Origin of the sequence: Pseudomonas sp. MONT-RG-20F-20-E-7-02 (genome assembly GCF_022662395.1) — a bacterium.
Classification (GTDB): Bacteria; Pseudomonadota; Gammaproteobacteria; order Pseudomonadales; family Pseudomonadaceae; genus Aquipseudomonas.
On record NZ_JAKNQN010000003.1, the window covers coordinates 530,800 to 547,938 of the forward strand.

The 17,139-nt window shown below is 59.1% G+C and carries 17 protein-coding genes; 9 read left to right on the forward strand and 8 right to left on the reverse strand.

What is annotated here, in order from left to right; genetic code table 11:
• Window positions 1-25 precede the first annotated feature (25 nt).
• A complete protein-coding gene (locus L8I05_RS11560) occupies window positions 26-1,507 on the reverse strand; it encodes a methyl-accepting chemotaxis protein (protein ID WP_242169023.1) in 1,482 nt (493 codons plus the stop codon).
• Between the two features lie 96 nt (window positions 1,508-1,603).
• Window positions 1,604-2,410, reverse strand: coding sequence for a TatD family hydrolase (locus L8I05_RS11565; protein WP_242169024.1), 807 nt, complete (start codon window positions 2,408-2,410; stop codon window positions 1,604-1,606).
• Between the two features lie 236 nt (window positions 2,411-2,646).
• On the opposite strand from L8I05_RS11565, the gene L8I05_RS11570 reads away from it, so the two are divergent.
• The 3 genes from L8I05_RS11570 (at window position 2,647) to L8I05_RS11580 (ending at window position 5,173) form a co-directional block, all read left to right on the forward strand.
• Window positions 2,647-4,068 (forward strand): transglycosylase SLT domain-containing protein, encoded by a 1,422-nt coding sequence (locus L8I05_RS11570; RefSeq protein WP_242169025.1) that lies wholly within the window; start codon window positions 2,647-2,649, stop codon window positions 4,066-4,068.
• 103 nt (window positions 4,069-4,171) lie between these two features.
• Window positions 4,172-4,606: a DoxX family protein gene (locus L8I05_RS11575; RefSeq protein ID WP_242169026.1), complete on the forward strand. Its 435-nt coding sequence runs from the start codon at window positions 4,172-4,174 to the stop codon at window positions 4,604-4,606.
• Between the two features lie 258 nt (window positions 4,607-4,864).
• The gene (locus tag L8I05_RS11580; RefSeq protein WP_159954997.1) at window positions 4,865-5,173 is read left to right on the forward strand and encodes a class I SAM-dependent methyltransferase; all 309 of its coding nucleotides are present in this window, start codon (window positions 4,865-4,867) and stop codon (window positions 5,171-5,173) included.
• An 18-nt stretch (window positions 5,174-5,191) separates the two neighbouring features.
• Here the strand turns inward: L8I05_RS11580 and L8I05_RS11585 are convergent, their stop codons facing one another.
• Genes L8I05_RS11585 through L8I05_RS11595 form a run of 3 tightly spaced genes read right to left on the reverse strand, consistent with a single transcriptional unit; the run spans window position 5,192 to window position 8,601 of the window.
• Window positions 5,192-6,937, reverse strand: coding sequence for a Gldg family protein (locus L8I05_RS11585; protein WP_242169027.1), 1,746 nt, complete (start codon window positions 6,935-6,937; stop codon window positions 5,192-5,194).
• Between the two features lie 15 nt (window positions 6,938-6,952).
• Window positions 6,953-7,678 (reverse strand): ABC transporter permease, encoded by a 726-nt coding sequence (locus L8I05_RS11590; RefSeq protein ID WP_242169028.1) that lies wholly within the window; start codon window positions 7,676-7,678, stop codon window positions 6,953-6,955.
• Window positions 7,675-8,601 (reverse strand): ABC transporter ATP-binding protein, encoded by a 927-nt coding sequence (locus tag L8I05_RS11595; protein WP_242169358.1) that lies wholly within the window; start codon window positions 8,599-8,601, stop codon window positions 7,675-7,677. The genes L8I05_RS11590 and L8I05_RS11595 overlap by 4 nt, the downstream gene beginning before the upstream one ends.
• 236 nt (window positions 8,602-8,837) lie before the next feature.
• Between L8I05_RS11595 and L8I05_RS11600 the strand changes: the two genes are divergently transcribed.
• Complete coding sequence (locus tag L8I05_RS11600) at window positions 8,838-9,950, forward strand: hypothetical protein (protein ID WP_242169029.1); 1,113 nt, start codon at window positions 8,838-8,840, stop codon at window positions 9,948-9,950.
• A 125-nt stretch (window positions 9,951-10,075) separates the two neighbouring features.
• Window positions 10,076-10,549, forward strand: a complete 474-nt coding sequence (gene greB, locus L8I05_RS11605; RefSeq protein ID WP_242169030.1) for a transcription elongation factor GreB — start codon at window positions 10,076-10,078, stop codon at window positions 10,547-10,549.
• A 43-nt stretch (window positions 10,550-10,592) separates the two neighbouring features.
• On the opposite strand, the gene L8I05_RS11610 is transcribed toward greB, so the two are convergent.
• Together L8I05_RS11610 and L8I05_RS11615 are read right to left on the reverse strand one after the other, a co-directional pair.
• Window positions 10,593-13,103 (reverse strand): ABC transporter permease, encoded by a 2,511-nt coding sequence (locus tag L8I05_RS11610; RefSeq protein WP_242169031.1) that lies wholly within the window; start codon window positions 13,101-13,103, stop codon window positions 10,593-10,595.
• Window positions 13,103-13,786, reverse strand: a complete 684-nt coding sequence (locus L8I05_RS11615; RefSeq protein ID WP_005786391.1) for an ABC transporter ATP-binding protein — start codon at window positions 13,784-13,786, stop codon at window positions 13,103-13,105. Before L8I05_RS11615 ends, L8I05_RS11610 begins: the two co-directional genes overlap by 1 nt.
• Before the next feature lie 10 nt (window positions 13,787-13,796).
• On the opposite strand from L8I05_RS11615, the gene L8I05_RS11620 reads away from it, so the two are divergent.
• The 3 genes from L8I05_RS11620 (at window position 13,797) to L8I05_RS11630 (ending at window position 15,807) form a co-directional block, all read left to right on the forward strand.
• Entirely contained in the window at window positions 13,797-14,402 is a 606-nt protein-coding gene (locus L8I05_RS11620) for an arylesterase (protein WP_177016005.1), read from the forward strand.
• A 58-nt stretch (window positions 14,403-14,460) separates the two neighbouring features.
• A complete protein-coding gene (locus L8I05_RS11625; protein WP_017136142.1) occupies window positions 14,461-14,751 on the forward strand; it encodes a hypothetical protein in 291 nt (96 codons plus the stop codon).
• 84 nt (window positions 14,752-14,835) lie between these two features.
• Window positions 14,836-15,807: a L,D-transpeptidase family protein gene (locus L8I05_RS11630; protein ID WP_159955004.1), complete on the forward strand. Its 972-nt coding sequence runs from the start codon at window positions 14,836-14,838 to the stop codon at window positions 15,805-15,807.
• A 133-nt stretch (window positions 15,808-15,940) separates the two neighbouring features.
• Here L8I05_RS11630 and oprI read toward each other — a convergent pair whose 3' ends face one another.
• Complete coding sequence (gene oprI / locus L8I05_RS11635; RefSeq protein ID WP_003172710.1) at window positions 15,941-16,192, reverse strand: outer membrane lipoprotei OprI; 252 nt, start codon at window positions 16,190-16,192, stop codon at window positions 15,941-15,943.
• Window positions 16,193-16,804: 612 nt separating this feature from the next.
• Here oprI and L8I05_RS11640 point away from each other — a divergent pair.
• On the forward strand, window positions 16,805-17,095 hold the full coding sequence (locus L8I05_RS11640; protein ID WP_159955005.1) for a GNAT family N-acetyltransferase: 291 nt from the start codon (window positions 16,805-16,807) through the stop codon (window positions 17,093-17,095).
• Window positions 17,096-17,139: the final 44 nt, after the last annotated feature.

Consider the following 17,139-nt stretch of genomic DNA (forward strand, 5'->3'; position numbering starts at 1 on the left):
GGGGCCATAGCCAGCCTTGTTTGGATTACAACTTCAACTGCCCAATCGCCTTGCTCAACTCCCCGGCCAACGTCGCCAGTTCATTGCTGGTCGTCGCTGAATCCACGGTTTGCTGCACCGTGTTTTCGGTCACATCACGAATGCTCACTACCGCGCGGTTCATCTCTTCGGCGACGTGGCTTTGCTGTTCGGCCGCCACGGCGATCTGGGTGTTGCTCTCGCGCATCTGCGCCACGGCGCCGGTTATTTCGGCGAGGGCCGCGCCGGCTTCCTGGGCTTGCTGTACGCAGTCGTCGGCCTTGAAGGAGCTTTCCTGCATGAAGTCCACCGCGTCGCGGGTGCCGGCCTGAAGCGCCGAGACCATGCGGGTGATTTCGTCGGTGGAGCTTTGCACGCGTTTGGCCAGGTTGCGTACTTCGTCGGCGACCACGGCAAAACCACGGCCCATTTCGCCGGCACGGGCGGCTTCGATTGCGGCGTTGAGGGCGAGCAGGTTGGTCTGTTCGGCGATGCTGTGGATTACGCCGACCACGCCGTTGATTTTCTGGCTGTCCTCGGCGAGTTTCTGGATCATTTCGGCGGTCTGTTGCACGCCGGTGGACAGCCCGGCAATCGAACGCTGCACCCGGCTGACCACTTCCCGGCCGCTGCCGGCGAGGGTGTCGGCGGTTTGGGACAGGTCGCGGGTGGCGCCGGCGTGCTGGGCGATGTGGTAGACGGTGGCGGTCATCTCATTGATCGCGGTGGCGGCCTGATCGGTTTCGCTTTGCTGGCCGAGCATGCCGTGTTGCACCTCGTTCATGCTGCTGGCCAGGCGCGCGGCACCGTCATCGAGCTGCTGCGCGGTGCGCGCCACCGTGCCGACCACCCGCTGGTAGCCGGCTTGCATGGCGTTGAACGCGCTGGCCATCTGGCCGACTTCGTCCTTGCAGGCCAACGGCACGCGGGCCGACAGGTCGCCGGTCTTCTCCACGTGCAGCATCACATCCTTGAGGGTGTTGAGCTGGCTGAGCAGGAAGCGGATCAGCAGTTGCGAGGCACCGAGCATCGCCAGCATCAGGATCAGCACCGCCACGGCGTAGTTGGCGAAGCGTTCGCCGAAGACTTGGCTTAGGCTGCGCCCGTAGGCCAGCACGGCGATCTGTTGACCGTCGGCCCGCGCGACGACATCGGCACCAAGCAGTGGGTTTTCGCCGAAAAGCGGCATGTGATTGAGCTCGACCCAACCACTGGCGGTGCTCAGGGCTGACAGATCCTGATCGGCCAGCTGTGGGACTTGGCCACGGGCAAACGTCAGCCAATGCTCATCTTTGGGCAGTGTCTTATCGGCCGGCCACGCACCGAGCAATCGCGCCTGCGCCTGCGCCGAGGCCTGGGACGCATCGCTGCGTGCCTGTTGTTCGAGCTGCACGGCGTACAGCACCAGCAGCAAGGTGGTGATGAAGGCGACCGCGTTGACGGCCCAGAATTTGTATTTCAGCGAGATATTGCTAAGCCAGGCACCCATGGAAGGTTTTCTCTGATAGCGGAAACAACATTGGCAAGGTGCCATTATTGTGCCGCTACTCTGGGAACCGGTTTTGACATGGGTCAATGCGCCGCATTAATCCACGGCAGGCAAGCCAAAAAACGCGCGCGAGCAGGCGGTGCTGTGTTCGGCCAGGTCTTGCACCGTTTCATTGCGGTGCAGGGCAACTTCGCGCAGTACTTCCGGCAGGTAGGCCGGTTCATTGCGGCCATTTTTCGGCTTCGGTCGCAGTGTGCGCGGCAGCAAGTAGGGCGCATCGCTTTCCAGCATCAGGCGACCACGGGGAATTTCCCTGACCAGTGGATGCAGGTGTGTCCCACGGCGTTCATCGCAGATCCACCCGGTGATGCCGATATGCAAGTCGAGGTCGAGGTAGCTGAACAGGGCTTGCTGTTCGCCGGTGAAGCAATGCACCACGGCGGCGGTCAGGTGGTCGCGGTAGTCCTTGAGGATTTCCAGCAGGCGCTGGTTGGCGTCGCGTTCGTGGAGAAACACCGGCAATTTCAGCTCGACGGCCAGGGCCAGGTGTTCTTCGAGGACTTTTTCCTGCTGTGGGCGCGGGGAAAAATCGCGGTTGAAATCCAGCCCGCATTCGCCCACTGCACGCACGCGGCTTTCGTTGAGTAAACCGCGCAATTGCCGTGCGCTGTCGCCGTTCCAGTCACTGGCGGAGTGCGGGTGGATGCCCGCGGTGCTGAACAGGCGCTGGCCGCTTTCATCGAGTTTTACACAGAGCTCCAGTGCCTGTTCGCTGCCTTCGACACTGGTGCCGGTGAGCACCAATTGCTGCACGCCGGCGGCATAGGCGCGGTCGAGAACGGCCGGGTGCCTCTCGTCGAAACTGGGGTTGGTCAGGTTGACGCCGATATCAATGAGTTGCATGGTGCTATCTCCGCCTGCGGCCGGAAAGCATATCAGAGCTGTAGATTTATAAGAAAAACTAAGAACTACAACGAGTTATAGCTGTCTTTGAACGTCGCAAGTGACATTGTGGTCGGCCGTACGCCTTCCTCCATGCCACCGTTGCGCGCCTTGCCAGCGCATAAAGCGCTCTGTTTCTGACCTCCAGCCCTTTGTCTTTCACGAAGGTGCTGGCCAGTATTCTTTCCGGAGAGCGGATGATCCGACCCTCGGCGTTGCTTGTGTTGTGCTTGACGTTACTGCTGCCCACGGCGGCGGTCGCACGTCTGGACGGGCCGCTGGAAGTGACCAAGCCCGGCAAGGTGCGTGACCTGGCGCAGATTCGCTCCAGTCGCACGCTGCGCGTGCTGGTCAACCAGAGCCGCAACAGTTCCGGTGAAGTCCAGGGCCAGGCCATCGGTGTCGAATACCACCGCCTGCGCGCTTTCGAGCAATACCTCAATGGTCACGCCCGTGACGGTGAGGAAATCAACCTCAAGATTATTCCCAAGGCCAAGGACCAATTGCTCGGCGCATTGGCGCGTGGCGAGGGCGACCTGGTGGCGCCCGGTGAATTACTTGATGTGAAGGCCGTGCACAAGATCAGCACCAGTGACCCGATTGCCAGTGATGTGCCGTTGTGGCTGGTGGGCGTCAAGGGTGAACGACGCTTTACCAAGTTGGAGCAGCTGTCCGGGCGCACCCTGGCGTTGACCACCGGCAGTGCTGCGGCGGATGCGATCAATCAGTTCAATCAGCAGTTGGCCCTGCATAAGCGGCCGCCGGTGAAGGTGGAGTGGGTCGATCCGACACTGGCGGTGGAAGACGTGCTGGAGATGGTCCAGGCCGGGATCTTCCACCTCACCATCGTCGAGAAGCCGATTGCCGAGCGCTGGTCGAAAATCCTGCCCAAGTTACGCTTTGACCGGCAGGTGGCTATCAGCGAGCCGGGGGATGAATACTGGTTCGTGCGCCAGGATGCCTCGATGCTGCGGGCCAGTATTGACCGTTTTCTCAAGACCTACCGAACCCCGTCCGATCAGGACGTGGCCTTCCAACGTATCTACCGTCGCCTCTATCAAGTGCGCAACCCGCTGGCCCGCGCCGACCGCCAGCGCCTTGAAAAACTGCGACCGGTCCTGCAAAAGCATGCTCGCGAGCAGGGCATGGACTGGTTGAACCTGGCGGCGCTGGCGTTCAAGGAGTCCGCTCTTGACCCCGGTGCACGTAGCAGTGGCGGCCCGACCGGCTTGATGCAGATCACGCCGTCGGCGGCGCAGCGCGTCGGCGTCAACAATATCGAGAGTCTGGACAGCAATGTGCAGGCCGGGGCCCGCTACCTGGCGATGATCCGTCGCAAGTTCTTTGCCAGCCCCAAACTCAACGAGCGTGAACGCATGGCCTTTGTACTGGCGGCCTACAACATGGGGCCTGAGCGGGTGCAGGGTATGCGCGCGGAGGCGCGTCGGCGGGGGCTCAACCCCAATCAGTGGTTCTTCCAGGTCGAGCGCATTGCCATGGAGCAGGTGGGAATGGGCGGCGTCAGCTATGTTAATAGCGTGAACAAGTACTATTTGGCGTTTGATCGGGAGCGGGAGTCCCTGGAGCCGGCGACGCCAAAAATTGCCTCACGCAAATGATCGGGTTTATAGATAAGTATTAGGCATTATTTGCGCTTTTATCATTGCTTTATCCGATTAATATAGCGGCCAACCCACCCCTACTTTGAAAAGGATTAGCACCATGAGCCCACTGATCACCCGTATTCTGTCTACCCGCGCTGGTTACGGCCTGACCATCCTGCGAATCTTTGTCGGCATCATCTTCGCAGCCCACGGCTCGCAAAAACTCTTCGGCTGGTTTGGTGGCTACGGCTTGGCGGGTACTGCGCAGTATATGGAAAGCCTCGGCCTGACCCCTGGCACCTTGATGGCGGTGCTGTCGGGCGGTACGGAGTTCTTCGCCGGCCTGGCCTTGATCATCGGTTTATTGGCGCGCCCTGCGGCACTGGGGCTGACCTTCCTGTCGCTGGTGGCAATCTTTTCGGTGCATATCCATAACGGTCTGTTTATGGCTAACAACGGGTATGAATTCGCACTGGCCTTGCTCGGTGGCTCGCTGGCGGTGCTGCTGGAAGGGGCTGGCAAATTGTCCGTCGACCGCGCCATTGCCCACTGACACTCACATAACACCGGTAAAAAGCCCGCCATGAGCGGGCTTTTTCATTGCTCGGGATTCTTGACACTGCCCCACCGGCTTCTCTAGGATGCTGCTCATGCGCCGATTTAAACAGCTAATTGCGGGGCGCCACTGGGTTCAATGCAGCCCGACAGAAGCATGCACTCGTACAGAGTCAGGTTTCGAAATTCCGCTAAAGCGCTGGTTCGGTGTTGCCTCTCACCTGCCCGCAGACTTTTGAGGCAGAGACACGACACGATGAATGCACTACGCCCCCTCATACGCCTGGCCCCGATCACCGCGGACCTGACCCAACGCAACCCCAAAATCCTGCTGGGCGGCAAGCACCAGCCGACGCTATTACGTTATCTGGACGGCTGGCCGCGTCGCACGGGGCGCCCGTCGGCGTTCCTGATCCAATTCGTGGAAGATGGCGAATCCCTGGCCCGTTTTGCCAGCAACAGCTTTGATCTTGCGGTTATCCAGGCGCCCAGTGCCGACCACGCCGAAGAGGTGATTCGTCAACTGACGCGCATTGCGCGACAAGGGCTGATTGCTCGTCGTTGACGCTCTGGTGTTGAGCGTTCAGCGAGGCCAGGTGGCAGCAGATGATCGACGCCGGCGCTGGTAGATAAAAACGGCCCAGGCGATCAGGCATAACAGCAGGGGCACCGCCGCAATCATCAACAGCTTCAGGTGGCGTTCTGTTTGCTGCACCTGTTGGTAAGCCTCGACTTTGAGGGCATGCAGCTCCATGGGGAGTCGCAGGCGTTCCTTGTTCAACGCTTGCAACTGGGTATTGCTGTCCACCGCTTGAGTGCCGACGCTTGAGTTCGGTGGGTTCAAGCGTTGCCACTCCTGTTCTGTTCGTTCAAGTCGTCGCTCAAGTTCAGCCGACTTTTGCGCATAGGTCTGTGCGGCCACCTCGCGCATGTGCTCGAGCGGGTTTGAAGATTGGTCAGCCATTGCACGGGGTCTAATGCTCGCGAGCGCTTCGGGAGCAGCCAGGTTGTCCAGGGTATTCAACACAAACGACACGTTGCTGTTGGGGGCCGAATCGATGACGGCATCCGTGAGCAGGTCCGTGTCGGCGACCACGACTACCTGGATGTTTGCAGCCTTCTGCAAACCAGCCGCACCGCTTTTTATGCCGTCGGGGAATGTGGAGTAGGCCGGCCCATCGAGGCGAGCAGCGATCACCTGGCGCTGCCCGAGCGTGGACGTCTCATCAATCAGTGAATCGAACGCGGTCGCTGCTGCAAAGCGCTTGGTGTCCAGCAGTGCTGACTGCCTGGAACTTTGGAGTAGCGGGGTGAAGTTTGTGCGGCTTTTTCTTGGTCGAGAAAGTGCGCCACTGCTTGAGACAATCACCGAGTTCAATTTCCAGGCACTGGCATCATTTTCTGTCATTGCTTGGCGTGGCAGGATTAACCGGGCCGGATGCACTACGGTCGCCTGTCCTGTACCCAATGAGGCCGATGAGGCGTAGAGGTTGTCGACCAGTAGTTTGTCCGTTGGCATCTGTAGGCCCCAGGCTGACAGCAGCCCGTCCAACTTGTTGTTTGTAGGGGCCACGTTTGTATCCATCTCGCTCATTGGGTCAATAAACAGCATCGCCTTGGCGCCGCTCAGTACAAACTGTTCAACCGCATACAAGGTTGCCTCCGGCAGCGCGCCCGGATGCACCACCATCAGCGCGCCGACTGATTGAGGGATTTGATCGGTGTTTGCTGCCAGTTCAACAAGGTTGAAATGCCGCTGCAGTTGCTCCAATACCTTTGCACCAGGCTGATCTAATGAAAGCCCTGATAGAAGGCCGACGGTAGGGCGCTCAGGGTGCACCAACTTGTAGATCAGGTGGCTGATCTCGTACTCAAGCAACGAATCGTCGTCAAGACGGAATGCGTTGATACGTTGAGCGGCCTGGCCTGCACGAGTGCCTATAAGGCCGAGAAACCCTTGCGAGTCGTCAAGGCCGAACAAGCCGGCTTTGTAGGCATCTTCTGAGTAAGGTGCAGGATCAATAACGTGCAGGTTAATCATGCCCTTTGCCGCTTTTTCGAACTCTTTAAGCAGGTCTTCCACATGTTCGCCATGGCGTTCCAGCGCTGGGCTTTTCTTCGGGTCATTGCTCGAATTGAAGTAATAAAGATCCAGGGGGTGTTCCAGCGTCGAGAGTAATTGGCGGACAGGGGGCGATAGCGTGTGGATTTTTTGTTGTGAAAAGTCCCAGCGCACATTGGGCAGATGGTTTACCCACGTTAGATTAAATGCCAGGAAAATCAGGAGTATGACCGTAAGTGTCATACCGGTACCAAGAATGGATCGCATGCGTTGCTTTCCTTTTCAACTGGTTTTGTAGTTCACAGTGACAATCGTTGCCGACAGAAAGGCAAAGATCATGCTGATGAAGTACAAACTGTCATGGAGTGTCAGCTTGCCGTTGTCGATAGCGCTGAAACGCGAGATTGGGTTAAGGGCGATCAGGCTGTCGATCACCCAAATGGGGGCCTGACGTTCAAGTGCATCCAGCACCGAAGAAAGTGCACTGGCAGTAAGCAGCAAACCCAGGGTCAATAGGAAAGTCACCATGCGCCGGTGCGTCAGTGCGCAAATGAAGCAGCCGACAGATAAATAGCTTCCGGCGAGCAACCAGCTGGCCAAAAATTGTGAGCTGATAACGAGATTGTCCGCGGCGCCCAAGTAATTGGCGATGACCACTATGGGAAATGTAAGGGTCAGGGCGATACCGCATACGAGCCAGGCGGCTAGAAACTTCCCGAGCACGCGTTCGGTTACCGTGAGGGGCAGGGTGTTCATCACGTCGCGTAAACCGGGGTTGCGTTCGTCCGACCAAAGTTGCGTCGATACAGCGGGAATCAGCAGTAAGTAGAGCCAGGGATGTAACTGGAAAAAGACCTGTAAGTCGCCACTGTCCTGTTCCAGCCATGGGCTCGTGTACAACCCCAGTGTTGCGCACAACCCCAGAAACGCAGCTACACTCAGGTACGTGCCGGGTGTGCTGGCGTAACTGGCGAACTGACGTTTGAAAATGACGGGCAGCTGTTTCAAGGGCTTACCTCTTGGCTCAGATGGTGCACAACTTCGTTCAGGCGCCCTGGCTCCAGATTCAGCGAAGTTATGTTCCAACCGCGGCTGGCAATGAGTGCATTGATGGGTGGGTAGATGTTGTGCCCTGGCATGGCGAGAACCGTCACCTTGCCCGGTGCATGCCGGTCTTCTTCGATGCCAGCGACACCGGGTAGTACTGCCAGTGCAAGTAAGTCCAAAGGCGTTTCTGCGGCCAGGGTTACGGCGCGAAAATGCCGAGAGTTACGTTGCAGATCGAGCAGCGGGGCGTCAGCCATCAGTCGGCCTCCCGCGATAACCAGCGCACGCGTGCAGATGCTGGATAGCTCATTGCAATGTCGAGAGGCGATGACGACCGTCATTTCGTCGGTCAAGGAGTGGATAAGTGTCCTGAACTTAAGCAGTTGATCCGTCGCCATGCCTTCAGTGGGTTCATCCAGCAGGAGCAGGCTGGGTGTATGCAGGATCGCCTGGGCGATAGCGACTCTGCGCTTCAAACCGCTGGAGAGCGTAGCGAGCGGGGCGTTGAGCACACGTGACAACTCCAGACGCATGGCCGCCCGATCTACCCGGCTGCGCTTTTCAGCGCCGCTGAAGCCTCGGATGGCAGCAATGAAGTTGAGCATGTCTTTTACCGACATTGTGTGATGGTTGAGACCCTCCTGAAGTTGGTAACCCAGTGCTTTGCGTGCTTGAAGTGGATGGGTTTGGGTGTCGAACCCTTGGATGTTGATATGCCCTCCGGAAGGTTTCACCAATCCGGATATCAAGTTCAGCAGTATGGTTTTACCCGCGCCATGTTCCCCGAACAGGCCTATGCATTCTTGGCGTTGAGCGCAAAACGAGAGGTTGTTGATAACGTTTCTTTTGCCCAAGTGCTTCGTCAGGCTGCTTATCTCGAGCATTTTTTTACCGAATAAGTTTTGCAGGACGTGAAATAGGCTTGCCATTTTGGTTGAACGCCGAAAAGGTTACGTTCAATCATTGCAGTTGGGAACGTGGGGGTGGCGATATCAGAAAAGTCCTACGTCAGGCCGGATAACTTGCTGTAACAATTACGTTGTTACGAGGCTTATTAGTGGTCGGGTGTAAATCCGACATTTATATAAGGTTTGTTCTTTTGTAATGAGGCCTGATTATCATGATGCTTTTACGTACGCTTGTTCTTGAACGCAACGGTCAGGACACCCCGGTCAACGGTGCGCTGCTCTGCGGGTTTGCGATTGCACAAACCGATTCCAACTTTCTCGTTTATAGCCTGGATGAAGAGACCGAGCCTGGTAACTCCAGGGTCTACATCGCGGCGTTACGTAAAAAGCTCGATCGGTATTTTCTCAGCGGTGTCGAGTCCAAGGAAGACCTGCAGGTGGCCATGCAAGTCTTCAAGCAAATCCTCACGACGGCCGCCGCTGGCGGTACTAAGGCAACTACCGATATCGAGGCAGGAGTGCCCTTTCATTTCATCGATTTGAAAGGCTGCAAGTTGCCGCCTGCCAGGCCAGAGGATCATCATTCAATGATCATCAAGAAGGCATTGGTGATGAAAGTGATCACGTTGGGTATGTCTGCTCCCTCGTTGCCGGCCATCGAGAGTGCTTCATTGATCGTGCCGTCCATTCGCTTCTCGTCGCAAATGGTCTCGCCGGCTGCCAGAGCCTCGAACCAGCCCAAGCTCGTGGAGGTGCCTGCACTCGAGCCTGTTGTTGAAGAAGCGTTGAACCCGGCCATTGCAATAACGCAGCCAGCGCAGGTGAGTGAGGTCCCCCAGGTCCCCCAGGCCGCGCAGAAAGTAGAGTTCACTGCGCCGCCCGCTCAAGCTCGATTTGAGCCTGAGGAACCCGCGCCGTCGAAACGCCCGGCCCCGATGGAACACGCAGCGATGCTCGAGGTTGACAGCACGCTGACCAGCCTCGCCAAGGTCGCCCAGGAGCTGACGCAACAAAAGCTCGCGGTCATCGAACGTGAGGAGGCGCTTGAGCAGTGGCAGGCTGGGCTGCAGCAGGCACAGGAAGAGCTCGACCAGAAACTCGGTGAGCTGGAGCAACGTGATACCCAGCTGCAACGCCAGCGGGTGGAGGTTAGCCAAAAGAGCCGTGAGTTGGAGCAGCGTGAAGCACAGTTGCTGAGCCAACAAGCGGACGTCAGCGAGAAGACCGAACAGTTGACGTTGGCGATGTCGCACTTGTCGACTATGCGCCAGCGCTTGCAGGGCGTGCTCCTTGAACTGGATCAAACTTTGGATGGCCACGCGTGAATTGATGCGTTTTGCGACCTGGCTACTTTGCCGGGTTCATTTATCATCAACCCCTGCCAGCCGACGCCAACGCTTGAGACCGCGGTGTAACGGCATTATTGGACATTGCCTGGGGATGCATGCGTTTGAGTACCAAGCTGATAACCAAAGAAGGTCATGAAGCGCTGAAAAAAGAGCTGGATTACCTGTGGCGTGAAAAGCGTCCGGACACCACCCGTAAGGTGACCTGGGCGGCTTCCCTGGGGGATCGTAGCGAGAACGCGGATTACCAGTACAACAAGAAGCTGCTGCGTGAGATTGATCGGCGGGTGCGCTATTTGCGCAAGCGGCTGGAAGATATGCGGGTGGTGGAGTACATGCCCGAGCAGGAAGGGAAGGTGTTCTTCGGTGCCTGGGTCGATATCGAAAACGAGCAGGGCGAAACCAAGCGGTTCCGAATCGTCGGCTATGACGAAATTTATGAGCGCATGGACTACATCTCCATCGATTCGCCCATGGCCCGTGCATTGCTGCGTAAGGAGGTTGACGATGAAGCGATCGTGCAAACCCCGAACGGCGATGTGTGTTGGTGGATTACCGGTATCGAGTATGTGAAGTAGACGATGGCCGGCACGCAGCAGCGCGTGCTGGCCATCGGCCTTTTCAGCCTTCGCGCAACACCGTCAACGGGCTTGCATTCAATGCACGGCGTGTACCGAATACTCCGGCACCACCGATCAGCAAGGCGCCGATCACCGGCAAGAGTATCAGCCACGGGTGAGGGTGCCAGGCCAGGTCAAACGCGTAACGGTACAGTACCCAGGTCACCAGCTCGGTACCCAGCGCTGCCAGCAGGCCGCTGACCGCGCCCAGCAAGCCGAACTCTATACGTCGCGCCTTGACCAGCAACTTACGCTCCGCTCCCAGCGCACGTAACAGCGCGCCTTGGCGAATCCGCTCATCCAGGGTGGCCTGCAAGCCGGAAAACAGCACTGCCATGCCCGCTGCCAATACAAATAACAGCACGTATTCCACCGCCAGGGTCACTTGGGCGAGGATGCTGCGCAACTGCTCAAGCAACGCCTCAACCTGCAGGATCGTAACAGCTGGAAACGCGCGGGACAGGTCGACGATCTGCTGGTCATGACCCGGCGCGAGGTAGAAGCTGGTCAGGTAGGTCGCGGGTAGATCCTTCAAGGTGCCCGGCTGGAAGATCATGAAGAAGTTGGGCTGGAAGTTGTCCCAGTTGATCGTCCGCAGGCTGGTGACACGCGCTTCGCGGTTCTCCCCACCGATGGTGAACACCAGAAGATCGTTCAGCTTGAGCTTCAGGCTTTCAGCGACTTTGGCCTCCACTGACACCCCGGGAATTTCATCACTCGGTTGCCGCGTCCACCAGGAACCTGCGGTCAAGACGTTGCCCGGTGGCAGGTCGGCTGCCCACGTCAGGCTCAAGTCACGTTGCACGGCACGGTCACCGCTGGAGTCCTTGCTGACGATCTGCTGCACCGGCTCGCCATTGATGCTGATCAAGCGCCCCGGTATCACCGGATACAACGGCGCCGCTTGAGCCTGCACCTCCAGCAGACGCGCGCCAAAGGCCTCCTTGTCGGCCGGCAGGATGTTCAGGGCGAAATAATTGGGCGCGTCCTTGGGCAACTGGTTTTGCCAGGTGTCGAGCAGCTCGCCGCGCAACAGCGCGATCAAGCCCATGGACAACAGGATCAAGCCAAACGCCAGGGATTGCCCGGCCGCTGCCAATGGATGACGCAGCAATTGGCCCAGGCCCAGGCGCCAGGGCAGGGTGGCGCGTGCCAATAAACGCCGCAGGCTTTGCAGCAACAACAGCAGCAAGCCGCCGAGGATCAGCGCAGCTACGACACCGCCGCCCAGTAACGCGAAGGTCAATACCAGGTCGAGGCTCAGTCGCCACATGATCAGGCCAAGCGCGAACAGCGCCGCGCCATACACCATCCAGGTACTGGAAGGGATCGGCAGCAAGTCACGGCGTAACACCCGCAACGGTGGCACGCGACCCAGCGCCGCCAGGGGCGGCAGGGCGAAGCCGGCGAGGGCGACCAGGCCAGTGCCGATGCCCGCAACCGCCGGCAGCAACCCGCCGGGCGGTACGTCTGCCGGCAGCAGGTCGTGCAGGAAGTAGAACAGGCCAAACTGCGCCAGCCAGCCGAGCAGGGCACCGGCCAGGCTCGCTGCCAGGCCCAGTACGCTCAGTTGCAGGCTGAACAGCAACATCGCTTCGCGTCGTGACAAACCCAGGCAACGCAGCAGTGCACTGGCGTCGAAACGGCGGCTGGCAAAACGGTTGGCCGACAGCGCCACCGCCACACCGGCCAGCAGCACTGCGACGAGGCTGGCCATGTTCAGGTAGCGTTCGGCCTTGCCCAGGGCGCCGCCGATTTGCTGGTTACCGTCTCGCGAATCCTGCAAGCGCTGGTTGGCGGCAAGCCCTGGCTTGACCAGGTCGCGGTAGGTCTGCAGCGCCGTACTGCCTTGAGGCGCGCGCCACAGTTCGCGGTAGCTGACGCGGCTGCCGGGCTGGACCACGCCGGTAGCGTCCAGGTCCGCCAGGTTGATCATCACCCGTGGCGTCAGGCTGTAGAAGTTGCCGGCGCGGTCGGGCTCATACGTCAGGATGTGCGTCAGGCGCAGGGTCTTGTTACCGACATCAATGTCATCGCCGACTTTCAGGTCCAGTGCTGTCAGCAGTCGTGCTTCCACCCAGGCCTCGCCGGGCTTGGGGCCGCCACCCGCTGTTTCAGCGCCGAAGGGCTGCGTGGCACTTTTGAGCTCGCCACGCAGCGGGTATTGCTCGTTGACCGCCTTGATACTGGAGAGCTGGATGCCGTTGTCCGTGGCGATGACGCTGGAGAACTCGACGATGCGTGCGTGATCCAGGCCTAGCTCAAGGCCGGATTTGATTTGCTCGGGCCGGGCCGGCGAGCTGCCTTCGAGCACCAGGTCTGCACCGAGGAACTCGGTGGCACGCAACAGCATGGCACCGTTGAGGCGCGCGCCGAAGTAGCCGATGGCGGTGCTGGCCGCCACCGCCACCACGAGGGCGAAAAACAACACGCGCAACTCGCCGGCGCGGGCATCGCGCAGCAATTGACGCATGGCAAGGCTGAACAGGCGCAACAGCGGCAAACGTGCCATCAAGGCTCCAGGGGCGCGACCATCAGGCCGGCTTCAAGGCGGATCAGGCGTCGGCAACGGTGGGCCAGGCGCTCATCGTGGGTCACCAGCACCAGGGTCGTGCCGCTCTCTTTATTGAGTTCGAACAGCAGGTCGCTGATACGCTCGCCGGTGTGGCTGTCGAGGTTGCCGGTGGGTTCATCGGCAAACAGCACGTCCGGCTCGGCGGCAAATGCGCGGGCAATGGCGACCCGTTGTTGTTCGCCGCCGGACAGCTGGCGCGGCGAGTGGGTGAGGCGCTGGCCCAGGCCGACGCGCTCCAGCAGGTGCCGGGCGCGCTCGCGGGCGTCTTTGCGGCCGTCCAACTCCAGCGGCAGCATGACGTTTTCCAGCGCGTTGAGGCTGTCGAGCAGTTGGAATGACTGGAAGACGAAGCCCACGTGCTCGGCGCGGATGCGCGCCCGCTGGTCTTCGTCGAGGGTGCTCAAGGCTTGCCCGGCGAGCGTGACTTCACCGCTGCTGGGCAGGTCGAGGCCGGCCAGCAGGCCGAGGAGGGTGGATTTACCGGAACCTGAGCTGCCGACGATAGCCAGGCTATCGCCCTTGTTCAGTTCCAGGCTCAGTTCGTGCAGGATAGTCAGTTCACCTTCCGCGCTGGGAACCACTTTGCTAAGGTTCCGCGCGGTGAGAATGCTTGCGCCCATGGAGAATCCGATGCGAATGTGGTTTTTGAGTGCTGGCCTGGCCTTGATGTGCATGGCCCAGAACGCAGCGGCGGGTACAGTCCTGATCGTTGGCGATAGTATCAGTGCCGGTTTCGGCCTGGATACCAGCAAAGGGTGGGTGGCGTTGCTGGAACAACGGCTCAAGCAGGAAGGTTTCGACGATAAAGTGGTCAACGCGTCCATCAGCGGTGACACCAGCGCCGGAGGGCTCGCGCGGCTGCCGGCGGCGCTTGCAGAGCATAAACCCGAGGTCGTGATCCTCGAGTTGGGCGGTAACGATGGCCTGCGCGGGCAGCCGCCAGCGCAATTGAAACAAAATCTTGCGTCGATGATCGACCAGTCCAAGGCCAGTGGTGCCAAGGTGCTGTTGTTGGGCATGCAATTGCCGCCCAATTACGGGCCGAAATACACCACGGCGTTCGCCGAGGTCTACGGGGCCCTGGCCAAGGAAAAAAGCATCCCGCTGGTGCCGTTTTTCCTTGAAGGCGTGGGCGGTCATCCGGAGTTGATGCAGGCAGATCAACTGCACCCGGCGGTCGGCGCGCAGGGCAAGTTGCTGGAAAATGTCTGGCCGACGCTAAAACCGCTGCTATGACGCTTTTCTACCGGCAGGCTTTCGGCTAAGGTGGCGCCCCCCCGATCTGGAGCCCCCGATGTCGCGCCCTGCCTGGTCCCTGTTCAACTACCAACTGATCGAGCCTGACGAGCAGCTGGATCTGTTCGCCTGCCAGGAAGTCCGGGTGCATCTGGTTGCGCGTCAACTGGAGCTGGGTGGCTCGATCGACCGCACGCTCTGCGGCACGTTGCTGCCGGCGCAACCGCGCTGGTCGTCGGTGGATCGCGCGATCTTCCAGGACCAGCGGCTGTGCCCACTGTGCCGGGCCATTCTCGAATCGCAAAAGCGCGGCACACCGCTGATCTGGCCGGAGCTGCGCTTCGAATAGCAGCGGGGCGCACTGATGCTTGAAGCGTGCTTCACGTATACAATCAGTTTTTCCCTACCCGTCGTTCTGCGAAGGATTTTCCGGATGTTGTCGCGCCTCTCCGTCGTTACCTGCTGCCTGTCTCTCGCTGCCGTCTGCGCAGCCGGTTCGGCGTCAGCCTTGCAGTTGCCCCTGCCGCCGCCGGGCGAAGACATCGTTGGCCAGGTCCAGGTGATCAAGGCCAAGTACGAAGACACCTTTGCTGACCTCGGCACCACCTATGACCTGGGCTATTCGGAAATGGTCGCGGCCAACCCTGGCGTTGATGCCTGGCTGCCCGGTGCAGGCACCGAGATCGTGCTGCCCACCCGGTTTATCCTGCCGCCCGGCCCCCGCGAAGGCATTGTGATCAACTTGGCCGAATACCGGCTTTATTACTATCCCAAGGGGCAGAACGTGGTTTACACGTTCCCGTTGGGCATTGGTCGTGAAGGCTGGGGTTCGCCGGTTGCGCACACCACCATCACCGGCAAAATCCCCAACCCGACCTGGACGCCACCCGCATCGATCAAGGCCGAGCATGCCGCCAATGGCGATCCACTGCCTAACGTAGTGCCTGCCGGGCCGGACAACCCACTGGGGCCGTTCAAATTCACCTTGGGTACGCCGGGTTACCTGATCCACGGTTCCAACATGAAATTTGGTATCGGTACGCGTACAAGCCACGGCTGCTTCCGCATGTTTAACAACAATGTGCTGGAAATGGCCGACATGGTGCCGGTCGGCACGTCGGTGCGCATCATCAACGATGCCTACAAGTTCGGCAGCAGTGGCGGCAAGGTCTACCTCGAAGCCCATACGCCACTCAATGATGACGGCACACCGTCGGTGGTCGACAAACACACCGCGGTCATCAATGCCTTGCTCAAGCGCGAAGACCTGGCTAACAACCTGCGGGTCAATTGGGACCAGGTGCGTGACGTGGTGGCGGCCGAAGATGGTTTGCCGACAGAGATCGGTGTACCGGGCGCCAATGCGCCGGTGGCGTCGAGCACGCCGGTCGATCTGCAGCAGTAGCCTGCTCGATCAAAGCCCGCCACAGCCTTGTGCTGCGGCGGGCTTTTTTATTGCCTGAGTTTCAGGCCTGAATCCCAGGCATAAAAAAGCCGACCCAAGAATGGATCGGCTTGATAACAACCCCGGAGGATTATTACTTGCGGCTTGCTTTTTCAAGCATGCGCAGAGCGCGCTCGTTAGCTTCGTCAGCAGTCTGTTGTGCTTTTTGAGCAGCAGCCAGAGCTTCATCAGCTTTACGGTAGGCTTCGTCTGCACGAGCCTGGGAGCGAGCTGCTGCGTCTTCAGTTGCAGTCAGACGAGCTTCGGTTTCTTTGGAGACGCTGCTGCAACCGGTAGCCAGAACTGCGGCCAGAGCCAGAGCAGAGAATTTCAGAACGTTGTTCATCGTGTTCCCCTTCAAGGACTTTCTATTAAATGGCTACTTTCTCAGAGTGAGCTGATAGCCGGCGTACATACTACTCATTACTTGTAGTAAGTAAACTGACGTAGCGCAAGAAGCAAAAAAAATTCTTGTGCCGAATCTATTTTGGCTAGTCTTTAGGAGGATTGTATAAAAACTGTCCAGTTTTTTTCAGCGCGGTGGGAACTGGATCCAAGCTGAGAGGTCCGGCCTGCATGTGTCGGGCCGGGTAAACAGGTAAAGATTTATATATCGACGCCGACACTTTTTTTCATTTGGCCTTTACCGCTCCCGGCATCTTTTGCGCATGTAGAGGTGACTTTAAGAGCGGCAGTTCGTCTCATGCTTCAACTGCCGGCAATGTTCAGGCTATCGATCACTGATTGATCGAAGCCCTGTCTGTAACCTCCAGCGGCAGGGGATGACGAGTGTGCCTTGAGCTATCACAGGATTGGTGCCTACTATTCCCTACGTGCTGGTTGTGAGCGCTATAGGTTTTCTCGTTGTCGAAACCGGCACGGGGTGGCGTAGATGTTCCTTCGCCGGAAAAACATCGGTAAGGTAGGGGTCGAATTCCAAGACCCGCGAGGAGTAGTGATGAGCGAGGCGTTGTCCATCCACCATGACCAGGCTGGTCATCAGTTCGAGACCAATGTGGACGGTCATCGTGCCTATCTGACCTATATGGACCTCGGGAAGCAGACCCTGGATATCTATCGCACCTTCGTGCCCAATGCACTGCGCGGTCGCGGCATTGCTGCTGCGTTGACCGAGGAAGCATTGAAGTTCGCCGAAGAGGCCGGGTACACCGTGATTCCATCGTGCTCCTATGTAGAGCGCTACATGGAACGCCATCAGCGCCACGCCGCCAAGCTGAATATTGAGTAAGGCGGGACGCAGAGCGTCCCAGGCTGCATTCCCACGCAGAGCGG